The sequence below is a fragment of the Pseudomonas sp. MM227 genome (assembly GCF_947090715.1).
Taxonomy (GTDB): domain Bacteria; phylum Pseudomonadota; class Gammaproteobacteria; order Pseudomonadales; family Pseudomonadaceae; genus Aquipseudomonas; species Aquipseudomonas baltica.
This window is the reverse complement of record NZ_OX352319.1, coordinates 4,245,218-4,263,220: the sequence shown is the minus strand read 5'-3', so window position 1 is coordinate 4,263,220 and position 18,003 is coordinate 4,245,218. Positions and strand designations below refer to the sequence as shown.

The 18,003-nt window shown below is 63.7% G+C and carries 7 protein-coding genes; 3 read left to right on the top strand and 4 right to left on the bottom strand.

Annotation, left to right across the window (positions count from 1 at the left end):
* Window positions 1–63 precede the first annotated feature (63 nt).
* Complete coding sequence (gene putA / locus ONG87_RS19470) at window positions 64–4,017, bottom strand: trifunctional transcriptional regulator/proline dehydrogenase/L-glutamate gamma-semialdehyde dehydrogenase (protein WP_264381874.1); 3,954 nt, start codon at window positions 4,015–4,017, stop codon at window positions 64–66.
* Between the two features lie 393 nt (window positions 4,018–4,410).
* Here putA and putP point away from each other — a divergent pair, with 393 nt between their 5' ends.
* Both putP and ONG87_RS19460 read left to right on the top strand, forming a co-directional pair.
* On the top strand, window positions 4,411–5,898 hold the full coding sequence (gene putP, locus ONG87_RS19465) for a sodium/proline symporter PutP (protein ID WP_122479766.1): 1,488 nt from the start codon (window positions 4,411–4,413) through the stop codon (window positions 5,896–5,898).
* 75 nt (window positions 5,899–5,973) lie between these two features.
* Window positions 5,974–6,813, top strand: coding sequence for a 23S rRNA (adenine(2030)-N(6))-methyltransferase RlmJ (locus ONG87_RS19460; RefSeq protein WP_264381873.1), 840 nt, complete (start codon window positions 5,974–5,976; stop codon window positions 6,811–6,813).
* Window positions 6,814–6,914: 101 nt separating this feature from the next.
* Here the strand turns inward: ONG87_RS19460 and ONG87_RS19455 are convergent, their stop codons facing one another.
* From ONG87_RS19455 to aceE, 3 genes are all read right to left on the bottom strand, one after another.
* A complete protein-coding gene (locus tag ONG87_RS19455) occupies window positions 6,915–9,605 on the bottom strand; it encodes an EAL domain-containing protein (protein ID WP_192059527.1) in 2,691 nt (896 codons plus the stop codon).
* A gap of 295 nt (window positions 9,606–9,900) precedes the next feature.
* Entirely contained in the window at window positions 9,901–11,862 is a 1,962-nt protein-coding gene (gene aceF, locus ONG87_RS19450) for a dihydrolipoyllysine-residue acetyltransferase (RefSeq protein ID WP_264381872.1), read from the bottom strand.
* 11 nt (window positions 11,863–11,873) lie between these two features.
* The gene (gene aceE / locus ONG87_RS19445; protein WP_122479762.1) at window positions 11,874–14,519 is read right to left on the bottom strand and encodes a pyruvate dehydrogenase (acetyl-transferring), homodimeric type; all 2,646 of its coding nucleotides are present in this window, start codon (window positions 14,517–14,519) and stop codon (window positions 11,874–11,876) included.
* Window positions 14,520–14,901: 382 nt separating this feature from the next.
* On the opposite strand from aceE, the gene glnE reads away from it, so the two are divergent.
* Window positions 14,902–17,910 carry a bifunctional [glutamate--ammonia ligase]-adenylyl-L-tyrosine phosphorylase/[glutamate--ammonia-ligase] adenylyltransferase gene (glnE, locus tag ONG87_RS19440; protein ID WP_264381871.1) on the top strand — a complete coding sequence of 1,003 codons (3,009 nt, stop codon included), beginning with the start codon at window positions 14,902–14,904 and terminating at the stop codon, window positions 17,908–17,910.
* Window positions 17,911–18,003: the final 93 nt, after the last annotated feature.

Genomic DNA, 18,003 nt, shown 5'->3' with positions numbered 1-18,003 from the left:
TGGAGAGGCAAAAAAAACGCCACCGCGGCGCAGGCCGGGGTGGCGTTTTCCTTCGTGACGGCGTTAGCCGATGCTCATCAAGCTCGCGTTACCACCGGCGGCGGCGGTGTTCACGCTCAGCGCGCGCTCGATCACCAGGCGCTCCAGGCAGATGCCGGTTTCACCCTGCGACAGGCCATGCACACCAACGATGGCGCCGCTGCGCTTGGCGATCTGCTCGCACACCGCGCGCAGCTGGTCGGAGTCGCCGTGATGCAGTACGGCATCGAAGTGCACCTCGTCCTTGTTCCACTCCGGCACCAACTGGATGCGCGCCTGCACTTCCTTGGGCAAACGCCCGCGCACGGCCTTGCCCAGCTCGTTGTCGGGCACTACCGCTCTGGAACCCACGGCCATCACCGCTGCCAGCTGCGCCAGCAGGTCGGCTTCGGTGTCGGCCAGGCACAGCACGTGCTCGCGCGGCAGAATGGTGTAGCTGTTGCGCTCGCCGGTGGGGCCGTCGAGCAGCCGGCTCACGCCGCTTTGCGATTGGGCGGCGAAGTCGCCGCACAGTTGCGCCAGTTCGGCCTGCTGGTTGCTCGAAGCCCAGGCCTGCAGGGCTTGCAACGGTTTGCCCAGGGCGTCACGCAGACGCACGTCCGGCGCCGTACCGGCATCGGTGCGGGCGAAGGACTGGGCGATGGCGTCGTTTGGCCGGGTCGACAGCAGGCGGTACAGGTACAGCGGACCACCGGCTTTCGGGCCGGTGCCCGACAGGCCTTCGCCGCCGAACGGCTGCACGCCCACCACGGCGCCGACGATGTTGCGGTTGACGTAGACGTTACCGGCATGAACGTTGTCGATCACCTTGGCGATGGTTTCGTCGATGCGTGTGTGCACGCCCAAGGTCAGGCCATAGCCGGAGGCATTGATCTGGCCGATCAACTGGTCCAGGTCACGACGCTTGTAGCGCACCACGTGCAGCACCGGCCCGAAGATTTCGCGCTGCAACTCGTCGAAGCTTTCCAGCTCGATCAGGGTCGGCATGACGAAAGTGCCGCGCTTGATTTCGGCACTGTCGGCAATCGCCATCTGGTACACGTCGCGGCCTTTGTCGCGCATGCCCTGGATGTGTTTCTCGATACCGGTTTTGGCCTCGGCGTCGATCACCGGGCCAATGTCCACGTTCAGGCGCTCGGGGTTGCCCAGGCGCGCTTCGGCCATGGCGCCCTTGAGCATTTCGATCACACGGTCGGCCGAGTCTTCCTGCAGGCACAGCACGCGCAGGGCCGAGCAGCGCTGGCCGGCGGAGTCGAAGGCCGAAGACACGACATCGATCACTACCTGTTCGGTCAGCGCCGAGGAATCGACGATCATTGCGTTCTGGCCACCGGTTTCGGCGATCAGCGGAATCGGACGACCTTGCGAGTCCAGGCGCCCGGCGATGTTGCGTTGCAGCAACCGCGCCACTTCGGTGGAACCGGTGAACATCACGCCCTTGACGCGCTCGTCGCCCACCAGCCGTGCGCCCACGGTTTCACCGCGGCCTGGCAGCAGTTGCAGCACGCCTTCGGGGATACCGGCTTCGAGCAGCAGGCGTACGGCCTGAGCGGCCACCAGCGGGGTCTGCTCCGCCGGCTTGGCCAGCACCGGGTTACCAGCGGCAAGGGCCGCAGCGACTTGGCCACTGAAGATCGCCAGCGGGAAGTTCCACGGGCTGATACACACCACCGGACCCAGCGGCCGATGGGCGTCATTGCTGAAATCGTTGCGCGCCTGCACTGCGTAGTAGCGCAGGAAATCCACGGCCTCGCGAACTTCGGCGATGGCGTTGGCGAAGGTCTTGCCGGCTTCGCGGGCGAGCAGCCCCATCAGCGGCTGGATCTCGGCTTCCATCAGGTCTGCGGCACGCTCCAGCACGGCGGCGCGTTCGGCCGGCGGCGTGGCCTGCCAGATCGGGCCGTTGATCAGTGCGCACTGGATCGCGTTGTCGACGTCGGTGACCGTGGCTTCCTGAACATGGCCGACCACGTCGCGCAGGTCGGACGGGTTCAGCACCGGCTGGGCCGGTTCGTTGCTGGTTTCGCAGCCCAGCATCGGCAGGGCTTTCCAGTCGGTGTGGGCAGTGGCCAGCAGGGCCGACGACAGCGACGCGAGGCGATGCTCGTTGGCCATGTCGATACCGGCCGAGTTGGCCCGGTCGCTGCCGTACAGGTCACGCGGCAGCGGAATGCGCGGATGAGGCAGGCCGAACTGGCCCTCCTGGGTCGCCATCCGCTCGATGGTGGCCACCGGGTCGGCGACCAGCTCCTGGATGGAAATGGACTGGTCGGCGATCCGGTTGACGAACGAAGTGTTGGCGCCGTTTTCCAGCAGGCGGCGGACCAGGTAGGCGAGCAGTGTTTCGTGGGTGCCGACCGGTGCATACACGCGGCACGGACGGTTCAGCTTGCCATCGGCGACCTTGCCCACGACCTGTTCGTACAGCGGTTCGCCCATGCCGTGCAGGCACTGGAATTCGTACTGGCCGGGGTAATAGTTCTGACCGGCAATGTGGTAGATGGCCGCCAGCGTATGGGCGTTGTGGGTCGCGAACTGCGGGTAGATGACTTCCGGCACCGATAGCAGTTTGCGCGCGCACGCCACGTAGGACACGTCGGTGTACACCTTGCGCGTGTACACCGGATAGCCTTCCAGCCCCTCGACCTGGGCACGCTTGATTTCGCTGTCCCAGTAGGCGCCCTTCACCAGGCGGATCATCAGGCGATGACGGCTGCGCCGAGCCAGGTCGATGACGTAGTCGATCACGTACGGGCAGCGCTTCTGGTAGGCCTGGATGACGAAACCGATACCGTTCCAGCCGGTCAGTTGCGGCTCGAAGCACAGACGCTCGAGCAGGTCCAGCGACAGCTCCAGGCGGTCGGCTTCCTCGGCGTCGATGTTCAGGCCGATGTCGTAGTGCTTGGCCAGCAGAGTCAGCGACAGCAGGCGCGGGTACAGTTCTTCCATGACGCGCTCGTACTGCGCGCGGCTGTAACGCGGGTGCAGCGCCGACAGCTTGATGGAGATGCCCGGACCTTCATAGATGCCGCGACCATGGGAGGCCTTGCCGATCGAATGGATCGCCTGCTCGTAGGAGGCCAGGTATTTCTGCGCGTCGTGCTCGGTCAGCGCCGCCTCGCCGAGCATGTCGTAGGAGTAGCGGAAACCCTTGTTCTCGAACTTGCTGGCATTGGCCAGCGCTTCGCCAATGGTTTCGCCAGTCACGAACTGTTCGCCCATCAAGCGCATGGCCATATCGACGCCCTTGCGGATCATCGGCTCGCCGCTCTTGCCGATGATGCGGCTGAGCGACGACGACAGGCCCGATTCGTTGTGCGTCGACACCAGCTTGCCGGTCAGCAGCAAGCCCCAGGTTGCCGCGTTGACGAACAGCGAGGGGCTGTTGCCCAGATGCGGGTGCCAGTTGCCGGTGCTGATCTTGTCGCGGATCAGGGCGTCACGCGTGCCCTTGTCGGGGATGCGCAGCAGCGCCTCGGCCAGGCACATCAAGGCCACGCCTTCCTGGGAGCTGAGCGAGAACTCCTGCAGCAGGCCCTGAACGATGCCGGCACGGCCACCGGCGCTTTTCTGATTGCGCAGCTTCTCGGCGATGCGCGCGGCCAGCTTGTTGGTGGCTTCGGCCATGTCGGCCGGCAGGCGCGCCTGCTCCAGCAGCATCGGCACCACTTCAGGCTCGGGGCGGCGATAGGCGCCGGTGATCGCGGCGCGCAGTACCGACTGCGGCAGAATGCTTTCGGCGAATTCGAGGAAACACTGATGGGCATGGTCGGGCTGGATGTCGCCCGCATCGTCATTGCCACTCACCCCGGCGCCGGTCAGTTCGGTCAGCGTCGCGCCGCCTTCCAGCTTCTCCAGGTAGTTGAAGATCGCCTGCTTGATCAACCAGTGTGGAGTGCGGTCGATGGACTGCGCGCAAGCCTTGAGGCGTTCGCGGGTCGGGTCGTCCAATTTGACGCCCAGGGTGGTGGTTGCCATTTCTTGTCCTCATCAGGGCCACGGTGCGTGGCAATAAAGCCGGCGGCAAGATTAGCCGTGCGCTTTGCGGGGTGCAACCAGGTGCAACCTGTATATCGACGAAAGTTGCACCGCTCGACGGAAAATCTTTTTACATGGGTTGAATCTGCACAACCCAGGTGCGGCTGTGTAGCAAATGACAGGCGAATGCTCCGAAAGGAAGCAGATACACCGTGTTTATCCAGATGTTTCCAGAGGTGCAACTTGCTTGCCAAAAGGGGTTGCGCCCGTCTCCAATGCCGGCCTAAAGTTCGGCGCCGTTGGGTCAACCCGGACATCCTGCAATCTGCCGACCTGTACATGAAGCGCCGAAGCGCGCTCGCAGGCTCATAAAAACAACACAAGGAGACACCCATGAGTGTCAGCAACCCCACTCTGATCACCTTCGTGATCTACATCGCTGCCATGGTCCTGATCGGCCTGTTCGCCTACCGTTCCACCAACAATCTTTCCGACTACATTCTCGGCGGTCGCAGCCTTGGCAGCGTGGTCACGGCCCTGTCTGCCGGCGCCTCGGACATGAGCGGCTGGTTGCTCATGGGCCTGCCGGGCGCGATCTACATGTCAGGTCTTTCGGAGGGTTGGATCGCCGTCGGACTGATCATCGGCGCCTACCTGAACTGGCTGTTCGTCGCAGGCCGGCTGCGCGTGCAGACCGAGCACAACGGTGACGCCCTGACCCTGCCGGACTATTTCGCCGGGCGCTTCGAAGACACCAGCGGCCTGTTGCGGATCATCTCGGCGGTAGTGATCCTGGTGTTCTTCACCATTTACTGCGCCTCAGGCATCGTCGCCGGCGCGCGGCTGTTCGAAAGCACCTTCGGCATGTCCTATGAGTCCGCATTGTGGGCCGGCGCTGCAGCGACCATCGCCTACACCTTCGTTGGCGGGTTCCTGGCGGTAAGCTGGACGGACACGGTGCAAGCCACCCTGATGATCTTCGCGTTGATCCTCACGCCGATCGTCGTGGTGCTGGCCACTGGCGGCGTCGACACGGCCTTTCTGGCCATCGAAGCGCAGAACCCGGCCAATTTCGACATGCTGCGCGGTACCACCTTCATCGGCATCATCTCGCTGCTGGGCTGGGGGCTGGGCTATTTCGGCCAGCCGCATATTCTTGCCCGCTTCATGGCCGCCGATTCGGTGCGCTCCATTGCCAAGGCGCGGCGCATTTCCATGACCTGGATGATCCTTTGCCTGGGTGGCACCGTGGCCGTGGGTTTCTTCGGTATCGCCTACTTCTCGGCGCACCCCGAGCTGGCCGGTCCGGTCACCGAGAACCACGAGCGGGTGTTCATCGAGCTGGCCAAGATCCTCTTCAATCCGTGGATTGCCGGGGTGCTGCTGTCGGCCATTCTGGCTGCGGTGATGAGCACCCTCAGCTGCCAGTTGCTGGTGTGCTCCAGCGCCCTGACCGAAGACTTCTACAAGGCGTTCCTGCGCAAGGGCGCCTCGCAGCGCGAACTGGTCTGGGTGGGCCGCATGATGGTGCTGCTGGTGGCGTTGGTTGCCATCTGGCTGGCGTCCAACCCCGACAACCGCGTACTGGGCCTGGTCAGCTACGCCTGGGCAGGTTTCGGCGCGGCGTTCGGACCGGTGGTGCTGATCTCGGTGGTTTGGAAAGGCATGACCCGCAACGGTGCGCTGGCGGGCATTCTGGTAGGTGCAGCGACGGTGATCGTGTGGAAACACTTCGAGCTGCTGGGGCTGTACGAGATCATCCCAGGCTTCGTGTTCGCCAGCCTGGCTATCCTGATCGTCAGCAAGCTGGGCCGCGGGCCGTCACCGGCCATGGTCAGCCGCTTCGAACGCGCCGAGGCGGCATTCCACCAAGGCAAGTGATGCAGTGGGGGCTGCCAGCTCCCCTGAAAAACCCCATCTGAAATGCTAGACTCCTGCGCATCTGCAGGAGTCCCCATGAACTATCGTCATGCCTTCCACGCCGGCAATCACGCCGACGTGTTCAAACATATCGTCCTCACCCGGCTGGTTGCGCTGATGTCGCGCAAGGAACAACCCTTCGCCTACCTCGACACCCATGCCGGGCTGGGGCTCTACGACCTGCGCGGCGACCAGGCCACGCGCACCGGTGAATGGCTCGAAGGCATCGCCCGCCTGTGGCAGGCCACCGACCGCCCGGAGCTGACCGACGACTACGTCAAGGTCATCAACCGTCTCAATACCGAAGGCGAGCTGCGTTACTACCCCGGCTCGCCCGAGCTGGCACGCCGGTTGATGCGCCAGCAGGACCGCGTGCTGCTCAACGAGAAACACCCCGAAGACGGCCAGTTGCTCAAAGAGAACATGAAGAAGGACCCACGTGTGGCCGTGCACCTGGGCGAGGGCTGGCACGTGCCGCGGGCCCTGCTGCCGGTGGCCGAGAAACGCGCGGTGATGCTGATCGATCCGCCGTTCGAGCAACTCGACGAGCTCAAGCGCTGCGCCACTGCCCTGAAGGAAACCATTGGCCGCATGCGCCAGACCGTGACGGCCATCTGGTACCCGATAAAGGACGACGAGCGTGCGCTCAAGCGTTTCTATCAGGACCTCACCAGCACCGGCGCGCCGAAGCTGCTGCGCGTGGAATTGCTGGTGCACCCGCTGGACACACGGCAGAGCCTGAACGGTTCGGGACTGGTCATTGCCAACCCGCCGTGGGGCCTGGAAGAAGAATTGCGCGAGCTGATGCCCTGGTTGGCGAATCTGCTCGGCCAGAGCCAGGGCGGCTGGAAGATGGACTGGCTGATCGCCGAGTGATCCTCAAGGCGTGAGGCGTGCCCCTGTGCCGCCCGGCCCGCGATCCCCTGGCGGGTCGTTGGCCACGTACTGCTGGTGATACGCCTCGGCACAGCGGAAGGTCAGGCCTTCGGCCCGCGTGGATAGCGCTTGAGCCGTTCGATCAGTTCGGCGCCGGGAATCGGCTTGTCGAACAGATAACCCTGGCCGACGTCGCAGCGCTGACGCCGCAGGAAGGCCAGTTGTGCAGCGGTCTCGATACCCTCGGCCACGACCTTGAGCTTGAGGTTGTGCGCCATGGCGATCACTGCCGAGGTAATTTCCATGTCGTCCTGGTTGTCAGGGATCTCGTGGATGAAGCTGCGATCGATCTTGATCACGTCGATGGGGAATTTCTTCAGGTAACTGAGCGAAGAATACCCCGTGCCGAAGTCATCCATGGCCAGGGTCATGCCCAACTGCTTGAGCTGTTCGAGTTGCTGATGGGTGTCCACAGTGGCTTCCAGCAACAGACCCTCGGTCAGCTCCAGCTCCAGCAACGAGGCGTCCAGGGCCTCTTCCTGCAGAATGCTGGCGATGGACGCAACCAGGTCGGGGTCGGAAAACTGCTTGGGCGACAGGTTGATCGCCACCTGCAGGCGGCCCAGCCCGGCCGCTGTGAGGGCTTTGCTCATGCGGCAGGCCTGACGCGCGATCCACTTGCCAATGGGGATGATCAACCCCGTCTCTTCGGCCACGCTGATGAACTGATCGGGGCGAATCATGCCTTTTTCCGGATGGTTCCAGCGCAGCAGTGCTTCCATGCCCAGCAGGCGGCCCGTGCGCAGGCACAGCTTTGGCTGGTAGAACACATCCAGTTCGTTCTGGGTCAGTGCGCGCCGCAGGTTGTTTTCCACGAACAGCTTGTAGCTGGCCTCGGCGTTCAGCGCCTCGGTGAACACCTGCACCTGATGCTTGCCATTGGCCTTGGCCTTGTGCAGCGCAAGGCCTGCGTTCTTCATCAAGGTCTGCGGGTCGCGCCCGTGCAGCGGCGCACAGGCCAGGCCCACGGAGCCGGTGACGTTGATCAACTGGTTATCCACGAACATCGGCTTGTCCAGCGTCAGCAGCACCTCCTGGGCAATGCGCTGGCCGGCTTCCAGATCAGTGTCGTGCAGCAGCACGGCGAATTCGTTGCTGGCAAAACGTGCCAGGCTGCCGGCCGGACTCAGGCTGTTGCGCAGCCGGCGCGACAGGCTCACCAGCAGCTTGTCGCCGGTCTGGTGGCCAAGGCTGTCGTTGATCCGTTTGAAGTTGTCGATGTCCACCAGCATCATGCTGATCGGCCGGTCGCTGTCGTGGGCGAAGCTTTCATCCAGGCAGCGGATGAACGCCGGGCGGTTGCCCAGGTTGGTCAGATTGTCGGTGTAGGCCAGGCGCTCGATGCGCTGCTGGGCCAACTTGCTCTGGGTGATGTCTTCGTAGATGCCGATGTAATGGGTCAGCTCACGGTCGTCGCCGTACACCTTGGAAATCGACAGCTGGCCCCAGTAGGGTTCCAGGTTCTTGCGGCGGCTCTTGAATTCGCCTTGCCAGCTGTTGCCGTTGGCCAGGCTCGAAGGCGCGTCGAACAACAGCTCGCTGAGGTTTTCCAGGGCTGGCAGATCCGCCAGGCGCTTGCCGTGGACTTCCTCGGTGCTGTACTGGGTGATCGCGGTGAAGCTGGGGTTGACGTACTCGACCACGCCATCGCAGTTGACCAGCAGAAAGGCATTGGCGCTTTGTTCGACCGCGCGCTGGAACAGATTCAAGGCGCTGGTGGCCGCACGACGGTCGTGGTTGTTGATCACCTGGGCGAACTGGTCGGCGAGCTCGCCGGCGAAGGCGATCTCGTCCGCACGCCAGACCCGCCCACCGCCACTCTGCTCCAGGCACAGCACGCCGACCACCTGGCCGTCGATACGGATGCTGGCATCGAGCACCGAGCTGACATCGCGCATTGCCAGTTGCCGGGCAAGCTGGCGCGTGCGCGGATCGCTGGCCACGTCGCTGGCGTCGATGGCGCGGCTGGCGTGCAGGGCTGCCAGGTAATCGGGGAATTCCCCCAGGTCTACAGGCTGCAGACAGCCATGCACCTGCCGATCACCGTAATAGGCGGTAATGGGCAGCAGCTGCTGACCTTGCAGCGTCCACAGGCTGGCACAGTCCACGGCATAGATATCGCAGGCATTGCGCGTGATCAGTTCGGCCGCCTCGAGCAACGGCTTGTGAGGCCCGTAGCGCTGTTGTGCCAGGCTCAGGATCAATGCCTGCTGGGCGCTGGCGCGCTCCATGTGCTGCAGTTGTTCCTGTTGCGCGCGCTGGTTGAGTTCCAGCGCCATCTGCAGCGGGCTGCTCGCGCTGGCCGGTTTCAGCGTGTCGTCGACCACGTCGCCGACGGCCGCGTCGACCACCATCAGGTAGCCCCGCAACAGCTGCCGATTGCGTTGGCGAAAGGCTTCGCCCAGCTCCATCAGGTGCAGGCTGCCGTGGTTGCTGTGCAGAGTGTACCGCACGGTGTAATGGGCGCTGTCGACCAACTGCGCCTGGATGGCATCGTGCAGACGGTGCCGCGCCTCCGGCTCCATCAGGCTGGCGTACGGCGAACCGGTCAGCGAGCACAGCTGCGCAGCGGGAAGACCGAAGGTTCGTTCGCAGGCCGGATCCAGATAAAGCAGTGCCCAGCTGGCCTCGTTCAGCCGTTCGAAACGCAGCATTCCCAGGCGCGAGGGCACCGGCAGCTGCGTCACTACCTCGGCCACCATGCGGTTGGCGGCATCGGGCTGGCTTTTCATTGAAAACTCGCTTCAAGGGTACTGGTCGCGCAGGGACAACAATCCTTACAGGCTAGGGTCCCTACAGGCGGGCGCGTCAGGCAAGGTTGCATCATGGCGCTCGGGCTTACAAGCGGTACAGTGGCTCGGTGCTTCCATGTTGTCGGCAGGCGCACAAAATTCTGCAATTGGATCCGAAAATACTGGTTACATGAGGGCATTTACGCTCTGCGCTGCACACCGTTCCCGTACTTCGCGGTCGAATCCAGGGCAAAAAAACCCACCGGTAATGGTGGGTTTTTTCATCCGGCCAGCGTTACAGCAGCATGGTGCGGATATCGGTCAGCAACTCGCCCAGACGTTTGGTGAAGCGTGCAGCGGCCGCGCCGTTGATCACACGGTGATCGTAGGACAGCGACAGCGGCAGCATCAGCTTGGGTTGGAACGCCTTGCCATCCCAGACCGGCTGGATGGTGGCCTTGGAGACACCCAGGATCGCCACTTCCGGCGCGTTGACGATCGGCGTGAAGCCGGTGCCGCCAATGTGCCCGAGGCTGGAGATGGTGAAGCAGGCGCCCTGCATGTCGTCTGCCGAGAGCTTCTTGGTCCGGGCCTTTTCGGCCAGGGCGGCGGCTTCGGCAGCCAGTTGCAGCAGGCTCTTCTGATCGACGTTCTTGATCACCGGCACCAGCAGGCCGTCCGGCGTATCGACCGCGAAGCCGACGTTGACGTATTTCTTGCGGATGATCGCCTTGCCACTGGGCGCCAGCGAAGCGTTGAAGTCCGGCAGCTCCTTGAGCAGGTGCGCACAGGCCTTGAGCAGCAGCGGCAGCACGGTCAGCTTGACGCCGGCCTTTTCCGCCACGGCTTTCTGCGCCACACGGAACGCTTCCAGCTCGGTGATATCAGCCTGGTCGAACTGGGTCACGTGGGGCACGTTCAGCCAGCTGCGATGCAGGTTGGTGGCACCGGCCTGCATCAGGCGGGTCATCGGTACTTCTTCGGTTTCGCCGAAGCGGCTGAAGTCGACCACCGGGATCGGCGGAATGCCAGCACCGCCGGTGGCGCCGGCAGCAGCTGCCGGTGCCTCCTTGGCCTTGTGCATCATCGCCTTGACGTAGACCTGCACGTCTTCCTTGAGGATGCGACCGTGCGGGCCGGTCGGGCTCACCGCGTTCAGCTCGACACCGAACTCGCGCGCCAGTTGGCGAACGGCCGGGCCGGCATGCACCTTGGCACCGGCCGCTGCGGCAGGTGCTGCGGGTGCGGCAGCAGGCTTCTCGGCAGCCGCCGGGGCAGCTGCAGGCTTGGACTCAGGCGCAGCGGCAGCCGGTGCAGCCGCCTGGGCAGGCGCTGCAGGGGCAGCACCGGCCACTTTCAGCTTGAGAATCAGGTCGCCGGTACCCACTTCGTCTTCCAGCTTGACGCTGACGCTTTCAACAACGCCGGCAGCCGGAGAAGGAATCTCCATGCTGGCCTTGTCCGATTCCAGGGTGATCAGCGACTGGTCGGCTTCGACCGTGTCGCCGGCCTTGACCAGTACTTCGATGATCTTGGCCTTGCCGGCCGAACCGATGTCGGGCACGTGGATGTCCTGCACGCTGTCGCCAGCAGGCGCTGCGGCCGGTTTTTCAGCCGCTGCAGGCGCCGCTGCGGCAGGTGCAGGAGCGGCGGCCGCTGGGGCAGCAGCAGGGGCTGCGCCTTCGACCGCAAGCTTCAGGATCAGGTCACCGGTACCGACTTCGTCGTTCAGCTTGACGCTGATGCTTTCCACCACGCCAGCAGCCGGCGATGGAATTTCCATGCTGGCCTTGTCCGACTCCAGGGTGATCAGCGACTGATCGGCGGTGACGGTGTCACCCACCTTCACCGAAATCTCGATGATCTGCGCCTTGCCCGACGAGCCGATGTCCGGCACGTGGATGTCCTGGCTCGAAGCCGCGGCAGCGGGAGCAGCGGCTGGGGCAGCGGCAGGCGCGGCCTCGGCTTTCTCTTCCAGCTTTGGTGCAGCCGCAGGCTCGGAAGCCTGGGGTGCTTCTTCAGCACCCTCGACTTCCAGCTCCAGCAGTTCGTCGCCTTCTTTCAGGCGGTCGCCCAGCTTGACCTTGATGCTTTTCACGACGCCCGCCTTGGGCGCCGGTACTTCCATGCTGGCCTTGTCCGATTCGAGGGTCAGCAGGCTCTGCTCCGCCTCGATGCGGTCGCCGACCTTGACCAGCAATTCAATGACTTCACCTTCACCGCTGCCGATGTCAGGTACGCGAATGAGTTCGCTCACAGAAAATCTCCTCAGCAGTCCAGTGGGTTGCGTTTGTCAGGGTCGATACCGAACTTGACGATGGCCTCGGCCACCACCTTCGCTTCGATATCGCCGCGATCTGCCAAGGCTTCCAGAGCAGCCAGCACGACGAAGTTGCGATCCACTTCGAAGAAGTGACGCAGCTTCTTGCGGCTGTCGCTGCGACCGAAGCCATCGGTACCCAGGACTTTGAATTCCTTGGAAGGAACCCACTGACGAATCTGCTCGGCGAACAGCTTCATGTAGTCGGTAGAGGCAATGACCGGACCCTTGCGGCCGCTCAGGCACTCTTCGACGTAGGTGGTCTGCGGCTTCTGCCCGGGGTGCAGGCGGTTCGAACGCTCGACGGCCAGGCCGTCGCGGCGCAGTTCGTTGAAGCTGGTGACGCTCCACACGTCGGCGCCGACGTTGAACTCTTCGCGCAGGATCTTCGCCGCTTCGCGGACTTCACGCAGGATGGTGCCCGAGCCCAGCAACTGGACGTGGTGCGCCGCTTCCTTGGTGTCTTCCTCGAGCAGGTACATGCCCTTGATGATGCCTTCCTCGGCGCCGGCCGGAATGGCAGGCTGGGTGTAGGCTTCGTTCATCACGGTGATGTAGTAGAAGATGTCCTGTTGCTCTTCGGTCATCTTCTTCATGCCGTCCTGGATGATCACCGCCAGCTCGTAGCCGTAGGTGGGGTCATAGGTGCGGCAGTTGGGGATGGTCGCGGCAAGCAGATGGCTGTGGCCGTCTTCGTGCTGCAGGCCTTCGCCGTTCAAGGTGGTACGGCCGGCGGTGCCGCCGATCAGGAAGCCACGGGTGCGGCTGTCGCCAGCGGCCCAGGCCAGGTCGCCGATACGCTGGAAACCGAACATCGAATAGAAAATGTAGAACGGCAGCATCGGCTGGTTGTGGTTGCTGTACGACGTACCGGCGGCGATGAACGACGACATGGCACCGGCTTCGTTGATGCCTTCCTCGAGGATCTGGCCCTTCTTGTCCTCGCGGTAGAACATCACCTGGTCCTTGTCGACCGGATCGTAGAGCTGACCGACGGAGGAGTAGATGCCCAGCTGGCGGAACATGCCTTCCATACCGAAGGTACGGGCCTCGTCCGGGATGATCGGAACGATGCGCTGACCGATTTCCTTGTCCTTGACCAACTGCGACAGAATCCGCACGAACGCCATGGTGGTGGAAATTTCACGGTCGCCCGAACCGTCCAGGATCGCCTTGAGGGTTTCCAGGGGTGGCGTCGGAATGCTGAAGCTCTTTGCCCGGCGCTGCGGCACGAAACCGCCCAGTGCGGCGCGGCGCTCGCTCAGGTAGCGGGCTTCGGCACTGCCTTCTTCGGGCTTGTAGAACGGCATGCTTTCCAGCTCGTCGTCCTTGATGGGGACGTCGAAGCGGTCGCGGAATTTGCGCAGGCTGTCGACGTCGACCTTCTTGGTGTTGTGCGCGGTGTTCTTGGCTTCGCCTGCACCGGTGCCGTAACCCTTGATGGTCTTGGCCAGGATGACGGTCGGCTGATCCTTGTGGTTCACCGCCTGATGGTAGGCTGCATAGACCTTGTACGGGTCGTGGCCACCACGGTTGAGCTTCCAGATCTCGTCGTCGGACAGGTCGGCGACCATGGCCTTGAGTTCCGGCGAGTTGAAGAAGTGCTCACGGACGAACGCGCCGTCCTTGGCCTTGTAGTTCTGGTACTCGCCGTCGATGACTTCGTCCATGCGACGCTGCAGGATGCCGTCGACGTCCTTGGCCAGCAGTGGGTCCCAGAAACGGCCCCACACCACTTTGTTGACGTTCCAGCCACCGCCACGGAACACGCCTTCCAGTTCCTGGATGATCTTGGCGTTGCCGCGAACCGGGCCGTCGAGGCGCTGCAGGTTGCAGTTGATGACGAAGATCAGGTTGTCCAGCTTCTCGCGGCCTGCCAGGGAGATCGCGCCCAGGGATTCCGGCTCGTCGCACTCGCCGTCGCCCATGAAGCACCAGATCTTCTGCTTGCCGGCAGGGATGTAACCGCGGGCTTCCATGTACTTCATGAAACGCGCCTGGTAGATCGCCTGGATCGGGCCCAGACCCATGGAAACGGTCGGGAACTGCCAGAAATCAGGCATCAGCCAAGGGTGCGGATACGAAGACAGGCCCTTGCCGTCCACTTCCTGGCGGAAGTTGTTCATCTGGTCTTCGCTGATGCGGCCTTCCATGAAGGCGCGTGCGTAGACGCCAGGCGAAGCGTGGCCCTGGAAGTAGATGAGGTCGCCACCGTGTTCGTCGGTCGGGGCCTGGAAGAAGTAGTTGAAGCCGATGTCGTACAGGGTCGCGCTGGAGGCGAAGCTGGAAATGTGGCCGCCCAGATCCGGGTCGCGCAGGTTGGTGCGCACCACCATCGCCAATGCGTTCCAACGCACCAACGAGCGAATGCGGCGTTCCATGAACAGGTCGCCAGGCATGCGTGCTTCGTGGGTGACGGGGATGGTGTTGCGGTACGGCGTGGTGATGGCGTAGGGGAGTTGTGAACCACTGCGGGTGGCCAACTCGCCCATGCGGGTCATCAGGTAGTGAGCGCGGTCTTCGCCTTCTTTGTCGAGGACCGACTCCAGGGCATCCAGCCATTCCTGGGTTTCGACGGGATCGAGGTCTTGCATGGCTTGCTCCAGGGCGGAAAGGCTTCCAGAATCGAAGCCTGAGTTTGCGACTGGCCTTGTGGGCAGACGATATTGAATTCTTGGATTACCGGCAGCTTTTCCGGCGAGCTGTAGTTTTACTACAAATCCCTGCCCTTTTCATGCCCCTGCGGGCGGTGGGCAGCCGGGTAGACACAGGATACAGGCTTTTGGCCCCCTGTCCGGTTGTGGGTTGGATCGTTACCTGTGATCGAATGTATTCATCTCGGGGCTATGCGTGAGTGACTTCTGCCAAGTTCTGAAGAAATTCAGCTATTTATCACCTTTGTTCGACAGATCAGGGACAGATGAACCTGTCTATACAGACCTTTACCAGGCTCTTCACGCTGCACAAGGATAGACCATGAACCTGCCTTTGCTGGTCGAAATTCCGGCTGTTCTCATGCCTTTGGTGTCGCGCAATCGCGAGTCGTTCCAGGCTGCTGTGGTGGGGGCTGAGGGCCTCTTCGCCGATCTCGGCAGCACCACGCACACTGTGGGAGCGGGCTCTGCCCGCGAAGAGGCCCCCCCGGTCACCACACCTTTGGACTGGCCCATCGAGCGCTGGCAACAATGGGACCGCGTCACCATCGCCAGCGATTTCGTCCTGCAGCAGGCCATCCAGAACCCCGCCATGCTGCTCGGCCTCATCGCCAGCGGCGACCTCGACCGTCCCTTCAGGCCCGGTGAACTGCGCGAGCAGATCGCCCTCGCCGTGGCCCAGGCCGAGAGCGAAGACGACCTTGCCCGCATCCTGCGCCGCCAGCGCGCGCGGCAGCAGGTGCGCATCATCTGGCGCGACCTCAACCGCCTCGCCGACCTGGTGCAGACCTGCCGCGACCTGTCGGACATGGCCGACGCCTGCATTGACCAGGCCTATCAATGGCTGTACCCGCGCCAATGCCAGCAGTTCGGTACGCCCATGGGCCGACGCAGCGGCGAGCAGCAGCACATGGTCGTGCTCGGCATGGGCAAGCTGGGGGCAGTGGAGCTGAACCTGTCGTCCGACATCGACCTGATCTTCGGTTACCCCGAAGGCGGCGAAACCCAAGGGGTGAAACGCCCCCTCGATAACCAGGAGTTTTTCATCCGCCTCGGCCAGCGCCTGATCAAGGCCCTGGATCCGATCACCGTCGACGGTTTCGTCTTCCGCGTCGACATGCGCCTGCGCCCCTACGGCTCGTCCGGTGCGCTGGTGCTCAGTTTCAACGCGCTGGAGCAGTACTATCAGGACCAGGGTCGCGACTGGGAACGCTACGCCATGATCAAGGCGCGGGTGGTGGCCGGCGACCAGCAGGCTGGTGCGCAACTGCTCGATATGCTGCGACCGTTCGTCTATCGCCGCTACCTGGATTTCTCCGCCATCGACGCGTTGCGCACCATGAAGCAACTGATCCAGCAGGAAGTGCGGCGCAAGGGCATGGCCGACAACATCAAGCTGGGCTCGGGCGGCATCCGTGAAGTCGAATTCATCGCCCAGGCGTTCCAGTTGATCCACGGCGGACGTGACCTGAGCCTGCAGCAGCGACCCTTGCTCAAGGTGCTGGCGACCCTGGAGGGGCAGGGCTATCTGCCTGCTGCGGTAGTGGACGAGTTGCGCGAGGGCTATGAATTCCTGCGCTACACCGAGCACGCCATCCAGGCCATCGCCGATCGGCAGACACAGATGCTGCCCGACGATGAGCGGGACCGTGCGCGCATCGCCTTCATGATGGGCTTCGCCGACTGGCCGGCTTTTCACGCGCGCCTGATGCACTGGCGCGGCCGCACCGCCTGGCACTTCGCGCAGGTGATCGCCGACCCGGACGAAGACGCCGAGAACAGCGAGGCAATGGTGATCGGCGGCGAGTGGCTGCCGCTGTGGGAGGAAACCCACGACGCCGATGCGGCCTGCCGGCAGTTGCAGGAAGCCGGTTTCAGCGACGCACGCCAGGCGCTCAAGCGTCTTGAAGACCTGCGCAGCAGCCCGCAACTTCGGGCGATGCAGCGCCTGAGCCGCGAGCGCCTGGACGCCTTCATTCCGCGCCTGCTGGCTCAGGCGGTGGAGCACGCCGACCCGGACCTGATTCTGGAACGGGTGCTGCCGCTGGTGGAAGCCGTGGCGCGGCGCTCGGCGTACCTGGTACTGCTGACGGAGAACCCCGATGCCTTGCGTCGCCTGCTGACCCTGTGCGCCGCCAGCCCATGGATCGCCGAACAGATTGCGCGTTTCCCGTTGCTGCTCGACGAACTGCTCAACGAAGCACGGCTGTTCAACCCGCCGTTGGCGCCGGAGCTGGCCGCCGAGTTGCGCGAACGGCTCACGCGCATCCCCGAGGACGACCTGGAGCAGCAGATGGAAGCGCTGCGGCATTTCAAGCTGGCGCACAACCTGCGCGTGGCCGCTTCGGAAATCGCCGGCGCCTTGCCGCTGATGAAGGTCAGCGATTACCTGACCTGGCTGGCCGAGGCGATTCTTGCGCAGGTGCTGGCCCTGGCCTGGCACCAGACCGTGGCGCGCCATGGCGTGCCCAAGCGGGCCGACGGCAGTGACTGTGATCCGGCCTTCGTCATCGTCGGTTATGGCAAGGTTGGCGGCATCGAGCTGGGCCATGGCTCGGACCTGGACCTGGTATTCATCCACGATGGCGACCCGAGCCTGGAAACCGACGGCGCCAAGCCGATCGACAGCGCCCAGTTCTTCACCCGCCTGGGCCAGCGCATCATTCACCTGCTGACTGCACAGACCAACTCCGGCCAGCTGTACGACGTCGACATGCGCCTGCGTCCCTCCGGTGCGGCGGGGCTGCTGGTCAGCTCGGTGGCGGCGTTTTCGCGCTACCAGCAGACCGAGGCCTGGACCTGGGAGCACCAGGCGCTGGTGCGCGCCCGTGTGCTGGTAGGCTGCCGCCAGACGGGCGCCGAGTTCGAGCAGGTGCGTGGCGCCGTGCTGGCCAAACCACGCGACCTGGATACGCTGCGTGCCGAGGTCAGCGAGATGCGTGCGAAGATGCGCGACAACCTGGGTACGCGGCAGACGGCAGCAGGGCGCGGCGCCAATGCCTTCGAAGCTGGCCAGCGCTTTGACGTCAAGCAAGACGCCGGTGGTATCGTCGATATCGAATTTATGGTGCAATACGCGGCTCTGGCGTGGTCGGGCAAGCACCCGGACCTGCTGCGATACACCGACAACATTCGCATTCTCGAAGGCCTGGAAGAGGCCGGATTGTTGCCCGCCGCCGATGCGGGGTTGCTGCGCGAAGCCTACAAGGCCTACCGCTCGGCCGCTCATCGTCAGGCCCTGCAGAAGCAGGCCGGGGTGATCCCGGGCAACCAGTTCATCGATGAACGGCGCGAGGTGATGCGGATCTGGGGTGAGCTGGGGTTGAGTTGAAGGCGGTACCCACCTATTTGCCCCGTAGGAGCGGCCAGTGGCCGCGAACAGGCTGGCACCGAAAACCCTGGCACCACTGCACCACCCGACTGA